Source organism: Streptomyces hyaluromycini, from assembly GCF_002217755.1.
GTDB classification, from domain to species: Bacteria; Actinomycetota; Actinomycetes; order Streptomycetales; family Streptomycetaceae; genus Streptomyces; species Streptomyces hyaluromycini.
Map to the genome: position 1 here is coordinate 13,770 of NZ_BCFL01000031.1, position 12,129 is coordinate 25,898.

12 protein-coding genes are annotated in these 12,129 nt (G+C 70.5%); 7 read left to right on the forward strand and 5 right to left on the reverse strand.

What is annotated here, in order from left to right:
- Nucleotides 1-8: 8 nt before the first annotated feature.
- Entirely contained in the window at nucleotides 9-2,438 is a 2,430-nt protein-coding gene (locus tag SSP29_RS59210; RefSeq protein ID WP_089106154.1) for an FtsX-like permease family protein, read from the forward strand.
- A 142-nt stretch (nucleotides 2,439-2,580) separates the two neighbouring features.
- Here the strand turns inward: SSP29_RS59210 and SSP29_RS41615 are convergent, their stop codons facing one another.
- The gene (locus SSP29_RS41615; RefSeq protein ID WP_089106155.1) at nucleotides 2,581-4,179 is read right to left on the reverse strand and encodes a multicopper oxidase family protein; all 1,599 of its coding nucleotides are present in this window, start codon (nucleotides 4,177-4,179) and stop codon (nucleotides 2,581-2,583) included.
- Complete coding sequence (locus SSP29_RS41620) at nucleotides 4,176-4,688, reverse strand: hypothetical protein (protein WP_145969013.1); 513 nt, start codon at nucleotides 4,686-4,688, stop codon at nucleotides 4,176-4,178. The genes SSP29_RS41615 and SSP29_RS41620 overlap by 4 nt, the downstream gene beginning before the upstream one ends.
- 67 nt (nucleotides 4,689-4,755) lie before the next feature.
- On the opposite strand from SSP29_RS41620, the gene SSP29_RS41625 reads away from it, so the two are divergent.
- Both SSP29_RS41625 and SSP29_RS58885 read left to right on the forward strand, forming a co-directional pair.
- Nucleotides 4,756-5,223 carry a MarR family winged helix-turn-helix transcriptional regulator gene (locus tag SSP29_RS41625; RefSeq protein WP_218036966.1) on the forward strand — a complete coding sequence of 156 codons (468 nt, stop codon included), beginning with the start codon at nucleotides 4,756-4,758 and terminating at the stop codon, nucleotides 5,221-5,223.
- Nucleotides 5,224-5,253: 30 nt separating this feature from the next.
- A complete protein-coding gene (locus SSP29_RS58885) occupies nucleotides 5,254-5,421 on the forward strand; it encodes a hypothetical protein (protein WP_167450126.1) in 168 nt (55 codons plus the stop codon).
- A gap of 25 nt (nucleotides 5,422-5,446) precedes the next feature.
- Here the strand turns inward: SSP29_RS58885 and SSP29_RS41630 are convergent, their stop codons facing one another.
- Entirely contained in the window at nucleotides 5,447-5,797 is a 351-nt protein-coding gene (locus SSP29_RS41630; protein ID WP_089106157.1) for a nuclear transport factor 2 family protein, read from the reverse strand.
- Between the two features lie 85 nt (nucleotides 5,798-5,882).
- The gene (gene budC, locus SSP29_RS41635; RefSeq protein ID WP_089106158.1) at nucleotides 5,883-6,659 is read right to left on the reverse strand and encodes a meso-2,3-butanediol dehydrogenase; all 777 of its coding nucleotides are present in this window, start codon (nucleotides 6,657-6,659) and stop codon (nucleotides 5,883-5,885) included.
- A 452-nt stretch (nucleotides 6,660-7,111) separates the two neighbouring features.
- On the opposite strand from budC, the gene SSP29_RS52000 reads away from it, so the two are divergent.
- Nucleotides 7,112-8,053, forward strand: a complete 942-nt coding sequence (locus SSP29_RS52000; protein WP_107436361.1) for a helix-turn-helix domain-containing protein — start codon at nucleotides 7,112-7,114, stop codon at nucleotides 8,051-8,053.
- A gap of 101 nt (nucleotides 8,054-8,154) precedes the next feature.
- Here SSP29_RS52000 and SSP29_RS41645 read toward each other — a convergent pair whose 3' ends face one another.
- Complete coding sequence (locus SSP29_RS41645; RefSeq protein WP_089106159.1) at nucleotides 8,155-8,832, reverse strand: TetR/AcrR family transcriptional regulator; 678 nt, start codon at nucleotides 8,830-8,832, stop codon at nucleotides 8,155-8,157.
- A 192-nt stretch (nucleotides 8,833-9,024) separates the two neighbouring features.
- On the opposite strand from SSP29_RS41645, the gene SSP29_RS41650 reads away from it, so the two are divergent.
- From SSP29_RS41650 to SSP29_RS41660, 3 genes are read left to right on the forward strand one after another with little or no spacing between them, the layout of a single operon-like run.
- Nucleotides 9,025-9,861 (forward strand): oxidoreductase, encoded by an 837-nt coding sequence (locus SSP29_RS41650; RefSeq protein WP_089106160.1) that lies wholly within the window; start codon nucleotides 9,025-9,027, stop codon nucleotides 9,859-9,861.
- Nucleotides 9,862-9,903: 42 nt separating this feature from the next.
- Nucleotides 9,904-10,938 (forward strand): type 1 glutamine amidotransferase family protein, encoded by a 1,035-nt coding sequence (locus SSP29_RS41655; RefSeq protein WP_089106161.1) that lies wholly within the window; start codon nucleotides 9,904-9,906, stop codon nucleotides 10,936-10,938.
- A 58-nt stretch (nucleotides 10,939-10,996) separates the two neighbouring features.
- Nucleotides 10,997-12,079, forward strand: a complete 1,083-nt coding sequence (locus SSP29_RS41660) for a lipocalin-like domain-containing protein (protein WP_167450127.1) — start codon at nucleotides 10,997-10,999, stop codon at nucleotides 12,077-12,079.
- The last annotated feature ends 50 nt before the right edge of the window (nucleotides 12,080-12,129 follow it).

The window sequence follows — 12,129 nt, forward strand, 5'->3', positions numbered from 1 at the left end:
CGGGCTTCGTGGGCGCCTTCGTCGCCCTCGCACTTGGTACGACGATGATCGGCATGATGCTGCTGACCCTTGCGGCGACCTTCGGGACGCCGCACCCGGGGCCGCAGCGCTTCAAGGACGCCTCGGCCGTGGTGGCGCCCCGGGGATTCGACGGGACTCCGATGGAGGCGCCCGCGGTCCTCCCCGCGGACCTCGTCGCGAAGGTGACCGCGGCGGGGCGCGCCACGCCCGACCGCAGCTTCCCCGCTCGGCTCGCCACCGGCCCCTCGGACGCCACCGGCCACCCCTGGTCGTCGGCCCGCTACGCGGGCTACCGCCTGGTGGCCGGGCGCGCGCCCGCCGCCGCGGACGAGGTCGTGGTGAGCGGTGGCTCCGAGGCGCTGATCGGCCATCAGGCCGAGGTGGCGACGCGCGACGGCGTGCGCCGCTACCGGGTGGTGGGCGTCACCGGCGCGCTCTGGTTCGAGCATGCGGTCTTCTTCAGCGACGCGGAGGCGGCGCGGCTGTCCCCGGGTATCAACGCCCTCGTCACCGACCAGGACGCGGGCAGGCTCGCCTCGCTCGTGGGCGGCCGGGCCGTGGTCCTCACCGGCGGCGACCTGACCCGGATCGACCCCGACGACACCGGCGGATCCGCGGAGTTGGCCAACGCCCAGGCCATGGCGGGCAGCACGACCGGACTCGCCGTGTGCGTCGCGGTGTTCGTCGTCGCCGCGGCCTTCGCCTTCGCCGCCGAGCAGCGTCGCCGGGAACTGGCGCTGCTGCGGTTGGTGGGCGCCGCGCCCCGGCAGGTGCGGCGCATGGTGCTCGGCGAGGCCCTGCTGATCGGCCTGGCCGCGGCGGTCACCGGATGCGTGCTCGCCCCGCTCGGGACCGTACCGCTGCGCTCCTGGATGCTCGACCACGATGTGGCTCCGTCGTGGTTCACCATCCCGTTCGACGTCGTGCCGCTGCTGATCTCCTTCGTCATCGGCGTGGCCGCGGCCCTGGCCGGCTCGGCAGCGACCCTGCTGCGTGTGTCGCTGATCCGGCCCGTCGAGGTGCTGCGCGAGAGCGCGGTGGAACGCCGCGGCATGACGCCGATCCGCTGGCTGCTCGGGGTCGGCATGCTGGTGGGCGCGGTCGTCGCGGGCATCGAGATCGCCCGGACCACGCCGTACCTCGCGGCCACCGTACGCAAGTACGAGGCGGTGCCGGTTCTCTACGTCGGCGCGGTCACCCTGCTCTCCCCGATCCTGCTGCGTCCGGTCACCGGGCTGCTGATCGGTCCGCTGCGCGGCTCGGCCAAGGCCGGCCCGCTGCTGGTGCGCGAGAACATCCTGACCTCCCGGCGCCGTACTGCCGCCACCGTGGCGCCGATCGTGGTGGCCGTCGGCCTCGTCGGCCTCGTCGGCCTCGTCGGCACGCTGCTGACCGTGCAGAAGTCCGGCGACGCCGCAGCGCTCGCCCGGCAGCGGCAGGAGATCCACGCGGCGGCCGTGGTGGTGCCCGGTGGCGACCTGGGGATCGACGCGAGGACACTGGCCCGGCTCCAGGCCCTGCCCGGCATCCGGATCACCCCCGTGGCCGCCATGAACGTCCGGATCGGTACGGCCCACGGCGAGCAGATCGACTCGCTGAGCACGAACGCGGTGCCCACGAAGGCGATGGGCGACACCGTCCGGCCGCCGCTGCTCTCAGGCTCTCTCGCCTCGCTGCACGAGAATTTCCTGGTCATCGACGAGCACGCGGCCGAATCCGACGACCTGTCGGTGGGTATGCACGTTGTCGCTCTGCTGCCGAGCGGCGGCCGAGTCCCGACTGTCATCGCCGCTGTCGTCGCGCGCGGCCTGCGCGGGGACGACACATACGTCTCCTCCTCGCTGGCCGACGGCCTGGCGACCAGTCAGGTCTACGTCCAGTCCGCGGCGGGCGCCGGCAAGGAGCTCGACGCACGGCAGACGGCCGCGGTGAACCGGGCGCTGGCGGACTCCGGCGCCCACGTCATGACGTATGACGCCTACCTCAAGGCCCAGAGTTCGCATGCCGCGCGGCAGACGCACAACGCCGCAGTGGTGATTCTGGGAATCGCGCTGACCTACGCGCTGATCGGGGTCGCCAACACGCTGATCATGGCGACAGCCGGACGGCGGCGTGAGTTCGCGTTCCTCGGGCTCGCCGGCACCGTACGCGGACAGATCGTCAAGGTCGCCGCGGCTGAGGCCGCCGTGGCGGTCGTCGTCGGCACCGTGCTCGCCGCCGTGGCGACCGTGTTGGCCGCAGTGACCCAGCACGCCTCGCTCAGCAGGCTCGTGACGGCGGCGCCGGCGGTGATCCCGTGGACACAGATCTGGGGCACCGTCGCGACCTGCGCCCTCGTCGCGCCGGCCACCGCATCGGCCGCGACGTGGAGTGCGACCCGCGGGCGTGCGATCGAGGCCGTAGGCATCCGTGAATAGCGCACCCTCGGAATACTGCCCCTCCACCGGTTGGCCTTCGAGTACGTTCAGGGCCGCAGCCATCACACTGGGCCGCAGCTGCGGGCCGCGTCTGCAAGCGGTCCGCAGCCGTTCGGCTGTGCGATCGGCGGGAGGGGCCGGCTCACTCTGTGACGAAGTCGGCCATCATCCCCATGTCCTCGTGTTCGAGGTTGTGGCAGTGCAGCAGAAACCGCCCGGGGTAGTCGGTGAAGCGCGTGACGATCTCCACGGACTCGGCGGGACGCAGATCCACGGTGTCCTTCCAGCCCGCGTCGTACGGGCCGGGCGACCGGCCGTTGCGGGCGGTCACCTGAAAGTGGTTCAGGTGCAGGTGCACGGGGTGGTGGAAGTCGGTGACGAACCGCCACACCTCGGTGGTGCCGAGGCGGACGGTCGCCAGCGGCCTGCCGGGCTCGTAGGGGCGGCCGTTGATGGTCCATCCGGATCCGGCCCGCCGCTGGAAGCGGAAGGTACGGGTCGCCGCGGCCCGGTCGGCCCGTGGTGCGGGAATCGTCGAGAGCCGGTCCGGTACACGGGAGTCGTCGGCCGGCGGCCGGGCACCGGAGACGTCGAACCGCATGACGGTCGCGGTGCCGCCGCTGCCCAGCCGGTTGACCAGCCGTACCCGGGTGCCGGGCCGGTAGCGGGCGAAGTCGACGACCACGTCGAAGCGTTCGGCCGGGGCGATGTCCAGGGTGTCGTGCGCGAGCGGCCGCTCCAGCAGGCCCCCGTCGCCGCCGATCTGCACCAGGGCGCCGCCGCCCGGCGGTGCGGGGTCGAGCGCCAGTCGGTAGCGGCGGGCGTTGGAGCCGTTGAGCAGCCGCAGCCGGTAGCGCAGCCGCTGGGTCTCGAGCACCGGCCAGGGCGCCCCGTTGACCAGGACGACGTCGCCCAGGACGCCGTCCATGTACCGGTCGGTGACGCCCGCCGTGCGCTGTCCGGCATCGAGCGCCGGGTACTGGAAGGAGCCGTCGGCCGCGAAGGAGCGGTCGGCGATCAGCATCGGTATGTCGCGCTCCCCGGCGGGCAGGGGCAGGGCCTCCTCCTCGTCGTCGTGGACCAGATGGAACCCGGCGAGCCCGTGCCAGACGTTCGGTCCGGTGAAGCCCATGCGGTGGTCATGGTACCAGAGGGTGGCGGCCCGCTGCTCCATCGGGTACGTGTACGTCCGCTGCCCGGCGGCGGTGTCCAGCGCGTCACCGGCCCCGGACATGCCCGGCATCCCGGCCATGCCTGCTGCGCCTGCTGTGCCCGCCGTGCCCGCCGTGCTGTTCCGAGGCAGGATCAACGCGGTCGGATAGCCGTCGCTGCCGTACGGGGTGTGCCCGCCGTGCAGGTGGACCACGGTCGGACGGGGCAGCTCGTTGCGGTGCCGCACCACCGTCCGGCGTCCGGAACGGGACACGATGGTCGGCCCCGGGAACGTCCCGTCATAGGTCCAGGCGTCGGTCTCCAGGCCCGGGAGGATCCGCAGCCGCGCCGGCCGCTGGGTGATCTCGTAGACGTCCGCCGTGCCGCTCGTGCTGACCGGTGCGAGCCGGGACGGCACGGGCAGCGGCACCTCGTACGGCCTCGGCAGCGGGGCCCGGCTGCGCAGCAGCAGCCCCGGCTGACCGGACGTCAGAGCCCCGCCGGCCACGGCCCATCCGCCCGCGGTGAGCGCGCCGCCGCCCACGGCCGCCGCGGCGAGCAGGCGCCGCCTGGCGATGCCGCCGGTCATGCGGACCCCTCCTCGGCAGCCGAGCCCTCGGTGGACCCGGCGCCCTCGGTACGGGAGGACGGGGTCCATGCGGCCGCCGGGCGCCAGGCCCGGACCAGCATCAGCACCGTACAGGCGATGATGGCCACGCCCAGCGGGACATGAACGACGAGCACCCGCCCGTACCCCATGGCTATCTGCCCGGCCTCCGCGCCGAAGAGCGCGACGGAGGCCAGGGCCGGCCAGCCCGGTCCGCCGCCCGGCCGCCACAGCAGCAGCGCGGCCGCGGTCTGCGCCACGGCGGTGAGCCCGGTGGCGGTGGCGTTGAGCGCGTGGAGGTCGAGGGCCGCGTAGTGGCCGGACAGGAAGCTTCCGGCGAGGACCGCCTGCCCCAGAGCGAGGGCGGCCTCGCAGGTCACCACCGTTCGGAAGAGCATCAGGGCCCAGCGCCGCACCGGAGGACGTCTGCCGTTCGCGGGTGGGGGCAGCACCTGGACCGGGGGCGAGGTGGACGCAGTCGATTTAGGCATGCACGAGATAGTGCCATATGGAACTGTCTTACTGGAACCAATCTCACCTTGCCCTATGCTGATGCCGATGAACCCGCCTGACTCCACCCCGCGCCCACCCGGCCCCCGCCCCGGCCCAGGCCGTGTCCGCGTCGGCCCGTTGCTCCGCCTCGCCCAGCGGCGCGCCGCCCATACGTTCGCCGACGCCCTGCGTCCCCTGGGTATCGAGGGCCGCCACTACGGCGTCCTGCTCAACCTGAACCTGCACGGAGCGCTCAGCCAGCGCCGGCTCATCGACCTCACCGGCGGCGACAAGTCCTCGATGGTGCGCACGGTCGACGATCTGGAGACCCGTGGCCTGGCCGTACGCCGTCCCTCGCCCACCGACCGGCGCGCCTACGCCGTCGAGATCACCGAACAGGGCAGGGCGCTGTTCGCCGAGGCGTCCGTCGTCGCCGACGACGTGGCCGCACGACTCCTCGGCCACATGGACGAGGGCGACCAGGACCTGCTGTGCACCCTGCTGGAACGCTTCGTCGCGGCCCCGGAGGCCTGACGCGACGCCGAGCGCTCCGCTGGAAGCACGGTGACGAGCCGCTTTTCCCAGGCGACCGCGGCCGGGCTCGCCCTGCAGGACAAGGTGGCCGCGGCGCGCGACGAGGCGGTTCGGCAGCGGCTGGTGACCATCCCGGCCGCCCAGCAGGCGCTCCTGCGGTCGATGCTGTGGAGCATCGCCATGGGCTCACCTCAGTAGGCCGGCCACGCGACCGGGGTACGTCCTACTCGACGGGATCCAGGTAGAAGTTCGCCTGCGCCGCCCGGTCACCCTCGACGCGCACGATGACCACGCCCCTCAGCAGCTGAGACGTGCCCTCGACGGTGGTACCGGTCATCTCCCACTCGCTCCAGATGGCATCGCCGTCCCGGACGGACCGCAGTACGCGTGCCTCGATGTCCGGCACGCGGGCGAAGAGGCCGGCCCAGTTCTCGCGTACTACTTCCTGCCCCACGAAACTGCGCGCCGGGTGGGTCGGCATGTCGCAGCGGTAGTCCTCCGTGAAGCAGGAGACGAGACCCTCGAGATCGTGCGTCGAGATCGCCTTCTGCAGGTCGTCGAGGAAAGCGGACACGCAACTTCCTTTCGTTCGGCGAGGTTTGGCATGCGGGGTCGACCTGCACCCCCGACTGCGGCGATCCGCCTCGCATGTCACCGGGTTACGCGATGTGCGGGTTGCCGTTCGATGCGCCGAGGCCGCCGTCGACGCGGATATGGGCCCCGTTCACGTAACTCGCCGCCGGACTCGCCAGGAACGTGATGACGGAAGCCGCCTCGGCGGGCTCGCCGAAGCGCTGCATGGGGACACGGTTGAGGGCGGCGGCGACGATCGCGTCGTTCTGCAGGAATCCCGCGGTCATGTCGGTGGAGATCATGCTGGGGTGGACGGCGTTGACCCGGACGCCTTCCGCACCGTGGTCGAGCGCCATGGCGTTGGTCAGGTTGGTCACCGCGCCCTTGGCGGCGTCGTAAGCGGCCAGACCCCAGTCACCGCCGAGCCCGGAGGCCGAACCGACATTGACGATGCTGCCGCCCACGGCGCGCAGGTGCGGAAGTGCGGCCCTGGAGGCGAAGAAGACTCCGTCGACATCGGTGGACATGACACGTCGCCAGCCCGTCGCGTCGATGTCGGACACGGTGCCCAACGGCTCGCAGGTCGCGGCATTGTTGACCAGAGTGTCCAGCCGGCCGTGTTCCTGGGCCACGGCGTCCACCAGCCCGGTGATCTCCTCCTCGTCCGAGACGTCACCGACCCGGGCGATCAGCGTCGATCCCGTCGGCGCGTCGGACATCACCTTGTCGAGCTTGGCCTGCGTTCGACCGATGATGACCACCGTGGCACCCCCGGCGGCGAAACGGTGAGCGGTGGCCGCGCCGATGCCCGATCCGCCGCCGGTGACAATGACGACCTTGCCTGTGAACGTGTCCTCAGCCATCGAGATTCTCCAACTCCTCATGTGTGACGTGGTGGTGTCGCCCGCGCGTCCGCTCCGGGCGGTCCTGATGTGCTCTGCGCGCGGCTCGTGCAAGGGGTACGGCGCCGCTTCATGGCGGTCGCCGGGCTAGCCGCCGCCGGGCATGACCTGGTGTCGACGAAGTCGCCGATCGCCTGTCCGTACCTCGACGGGGCGATGCACGGCGCACTGGCACGCGGTAGCGGCTCTGACGCCGGCACCCCTCGTGCCGACAGCCGAGCGGCCGGAATACTGTTGGCTCACGAGGCTCTCCTCCTGTGCGTCCGCCGGTGTATCCGCCGGGCCGGGGCGGGCGGTTGGCCCTGTCTCGAACCCTAGGAAGACCGACCCGGAACAGGCTTGAACCAGGGCGTCGGCCGGACGGAACATCGGCGCCAGACAGCGCGGGGTCAGGAAGGCGGAGGGCACCGTCGATGAGCGGCAGCGGAACGAAGGCCGACGGCTCGGGCTTCGACGCCTTCCGCAGCGGCTGGGAGGCGGAGATCGGCGACGGCTTCCCGCTGCCGACGTTCAGCCCGGCCACGACCCGTGACTTCAGGGTCAGGAGCCGCGCCACCAAGGTGGGCGACGTGGCTGTCACCGATCTCCACGGCGCGTCGGCCATCCGGACCGAGGGCCCCCTCGACGGCGTCGAGGACCAGGTGCGGATGTACGTCGTGCAACACGGCTCCTGGACGTTGGGAGCCCCGCTCGCCCGCGCCGAACAGACCGTGGCGGCGGGGCAGTTCCTCCTGCGTCACATCGGACGGCCGCTGCACTTCGAGACGGTGCCGGACACGAGGGCGAAGGTCCTCGTGCTGCCCGCGGCCATGCTGAAACCACTGCTGGGGCGACGGCAGAGCGTCAGCGGGCCGGCGGACTCCGCCGAGGTGCGCCTGCTGGTGGCCCACGCGAACATGATGTACGACACCGTCGCCGACCTCGCGCCGGCCGGAGTGCAAGCCGCCCACAGCACGCTCATCGAACTGGCCAAGGCGGTGGCCAGGCGCCGGATCGACGACGCGGAACCCCAACTGGCCCCCGCGCTGGTCCAGGCAGCGAAGGACCTCGCGGACAGCCGCCTGGCCGACCCCGAACTCTCCGGCACGATGCTGGCCCGTGAACTCAATGTCTCCGTGCGCAACCTGCAACGGGCATTCGCCGCGACGGGAGAGCCGGTGACCGCCTACATTCGCCGGCGACGCCTGGAAGAGGCCCGACTCGCCCTCACCGCTCCCACCGGGCGGCTGAGCGTCTCGGAACTCGCCGCCCACTGGCAGTTCGCGGACAGCAGCCATTTCATCCGAGCCTTCAAGAAGCACTACGGCCGGACACCCACCGAGTACGCCCGCTCAGTCGCACCGCCGCGGAACTGAACCGCGCACGGCACTGAGCCGCGCACCGCACTGAGCACATGCGCGGCGGCTGGAACGTGTGTCAGCAACGGCAAGTCCGCGTTCGGCCGGTTCGGCTGGGATCACCGGTCGGAGTCGGCCAGCAGGCCGATCAGGAAGATCGTGATCGAACGCTCGAGCGTCGCGGCGAAGGGTGTACGGAGGAAGACGAGACTCGGATCGGTGGCATAGGCGGCACGCACGGCCGCCGCCGGATGGCTGTGCGTCCACAACGCTCCGACGAGAACGATCGTCATGCTGGCCGCTTCGGCGGCCGCTCGGTCGCCGAGCTCGGGCAGGATCTCCTGCAGCATGCCTGCCAGACCGGCAAGACCGTCGTGGGCCCCGCGCTTGTATCTCGCGGCCACCTCGGCGGAGACGTTGTGCTCAAGGATGCCGGCCTGGGCGCTGAGCAACTCGCAGAGCATCTTCCGGGACGCGAACGATGCGGCCAGACCGGATGCCACCGCCTCGGCCCTCGCGACCGCGGAACCCGACCGGTCGACGCAGGCGGGCAGCTGATCGACCACCTCTGTCAGGAAATCGCGGGTGAGACTCTCCAGGAGGTCCAGCAGGACTGCCTCGCGCGACTCGAAATAGCGCATGACGTTGGACTTCGCGAGTCCCACGCGGCGGCTGAGCTCATTGAGGCTCATGGCCGAGACCGGCATCTCGCTGAGCATGGTCGCCGCCGTCTCCAGGATGCTCCGGCGGCGTACTTCGCGCTGCTCCTCGCTTCTGGCGCGCTGGAACGAGTTCATGCCCACATGTTACAGACCTGCGGTCCCTTGTGTAGAGACCGAAGGTCTCTTATAGTCGAAGAGGCCGCCGGTCTGTTAGGTGGGACCGGCTGAAAGCCACGGAAGCCGCCGATCGCCCTGGACCGGCCTCCGCCCCGAGCCTGACTGCTTCAAAGCCCCGGTGAGCTGGGGCACGACTCGCAAGGAACGGCAATGACGAAAAAGGTAGCCCTGGTCACCGGTGCTTCCTCGGGCATCGGTGAAGCCGCCGCTCGACAGCTGCAGAAGGCCGGCTTCATCGTCTACGGCGCGGCCCGGCGCACCGACCGGATGAGCGGCCTGGCGGCGTCCGGCGTGCGAACGCTCTCGCTCGACGTCACCAGTGAGATCTCGGTCAGTAACGCGGTCGCCGAGATCATCGCGGCCCAGGGCCGCATCGACGTTCTCGTCAACAACGCCGGCTACGGCTCGTACGGTGCGCTGGAGGACGTTCCCATGGAGGAGGCCCGCGCACAGATCGAGGTGAACGTCTTCGGCCTGGCGCGACTGACCCAGCTGGTCCTGCCGCACATGCGCGCCCGGCGCAGCGGCACCATCGTGAACATCAGCTCCATGGGCGGCCGGTTCGCCACGCCCATGGGGGCCTGGTACCACGCCAGCAAGTACGCCGTCGAAGGCCTCAGCGACGCGCTGCGCCTGGAACTCAAGCGGTTCGGCATCGACGTCGTACTCATCGAGCCCGGCTCCGTCCAGACCGACTGGGGTGTGATCGCGGCCGAAAAACTGCGTGCCACCTCCTGCCACGGACCGTACGCCGAGCAGGCCGACGCGATGGCCCAGTCCCTGGAGAGAAGCTCGCAGCCCGGCACCCGCATGGCCTCACCTGCCACCGTCATCGGCAAGACCGTGGCCAAGGCGGCGACCGCCCGGCATCCGCGCACCCGCTACCGCGTCGGTTTCGGAGCGCGCCCGCTCATTCTCCTCAGCAGGCTGTTGCCGGACCGCACCTTCGACGCGCTCGTCAAACGCTCGTCCGGTGTGCCGGCGTGAAAGCCCCCGCTCCGAAACCAACTCCGAAGAGAAGGAAAGACCGTGACCGAATCCAGCACCCCTCGGCCCAAGGCTCTGATCGTCCTGTCGTCGGCACGTGTGCTCCCGCTGAGCGAGCCCGCCGGCCACCCCGGGATACCGACCGGCTTCTTCCTCGTCGAACTCGCCGCCGTGATGGCGAAGTTCGAGAGCGACTACGACTTCATCCTGGCCACGCCGGACGGCCGGCTGCCGCAGCTCGACGTCAACGGTCTCGCTCTCAACTTCCAGGCGGGCGGAAACCTCGGTCTCGCCACCGCCCGCACCACCATGCAGAGCGGAGTCGAGCGGTTCAGCCCCGAGAAGCTGCGTGAGAGGAATCCGGACCTCCTCAAGCGTCGTGAGACCGAACTCGCCCTCGCTCACAGGCTTCTCGGCCGCATCCTGGTCTCCGAGCCGCTTCCCAGGACCGACGCAGAGGCCACCTCCGTCCGAGAGGAAGTCGTCACCGGCTTCGAGGCATCGCCGCTGCGCGAGTACCTGTCCGTCCAGCAGCTGATCGAACGGCACCGCGATCCCGCATCCGGCTTCTCGCTGGCAGACCTGGCCTTCGTCCACATGCCCGGCGGACATGCCCCGATGGTCGACTTCCACGACAACCCGTGGATGGGGGAGTTGCTCCACACGCTGCGCGAAGCAGACGTCCCGATTTCGCTCATCTGCCATGCCCCGGTGGCCCTCACCTCGGCGCGCTACCGGGTCGACGGCGACGGGAAGGTCACGACCGATCTCGACCATGCCTTCAAGGGCGCACGGATCACCACCGTGCCGAAGTACGGCGAGAAGGCGATGCTCGGGTTCCAGTACCCGAAGGTGCCCGGCGAGCGCACGCGCCTGACCTACTACGTCGACGTGGCACTCAAGGAGGCCGGTTACGACGTCAACCTCTCCCTCAATCCCTCGGCCGTCAAGGTGATCTGGGACGCCGACCACTCCCTGCTGACCGGCAACGGACCCCAGGCCGTGGATGAGCAGGCTGCCCGGCTGGCCGAGATCGTGCGCGGCCGGTCGCGCAACTCCTTGTCACGCACGCGCTAGATGTACCCGGCCGGCACTTCGGCCGCCGTCGAGAACTCGTCACGAGAGGAGAAAACCGATGCGCACCCTGAACCGGGTCCACGGACGCAGGGCGGTGGCGGTCGCCCTTGCCGGAGTCGCCACCGCAGGCTCCTTGGGAATGCCTGCGGCGGCCGACGACGCTCGCAGCCACGCACACACCGCTTCGCAGGAGGTGTCGCGGCCCGGTCCGAGCGCCGACCCGGGCTTCCCCACCTTCGTCCACATGCCCGCCGACCAGGCGGCACACCCGAACGCCAAGCAGGAATGGTGGTACACCGTCGGTCACCTCCGGGCCGGCGGTCACAAGTACGGCTACGAGGTGCAGCTCAGCCGCAAGGGCATCACCCAGATCTCCCTCACGGATGAGGAGAGCGGGGCGTACACCTCGGAGCAGAACGCCTTCAAGCCCGACCAGTTCAGCACGTCCGCCGACAAGCTCGATGTGCGGATGCCGAACGCGTCACTGTCCGGCCCGCTCGACGCCATGCACCTGAAGGCGGAACTGCCCCAGGGAAAGGGGACGTTGGACGTCAGGCTGAAGGCCGTCGGCCCCACGCTCTACAACAACGGCACCGGCCTGTTCCCCTTCCTGGACGACACCAGCTACTACTACTCGCTCCCCAACCTGCAGACCTCCGGTACCCTCACGCTGGACGGCTCGACCGAGCAGGTCACCGGCACGTCCTGGCTCGACCGCCAGTGGGGCAACTGGAACTGGGACACGCTGCACAAGTGGACCTGGATGGCCGTACGGCTCGACAACGGTCAAGTCCTCGACCTGTGGGACATGTTCGACGACAACGGGGAAAAGCACTGGGCCACCGTGCTCAGTCCCGACGGCACGCACCGCGTCGTCTCGGTCGATCCGCTCGCCCCGCAGGCCACCCGCTTCGAGACCAGCCCCACGACCGGCCAGCGCTACGCCGGCAAGTGGACCGTCACGATCCCCGGTCTGAACACCAAGCTCGTCGTGACCGCCCGGCCCGTGCTCCAGGAGATCCAGTCCAACCAGCCGTTCACGCCGGGAATCGACGAGGCCGACTCATCGGTGCGCGGCACCTACCAGGGGCGACCGGTGACGGGCGACGCCTACGTCGAGCAGTTCGGCCGCTGGAACTAGGACGTGTCCGACGGCCCATGGAGACGTCACCTGCACCGACCGCCGTGCCA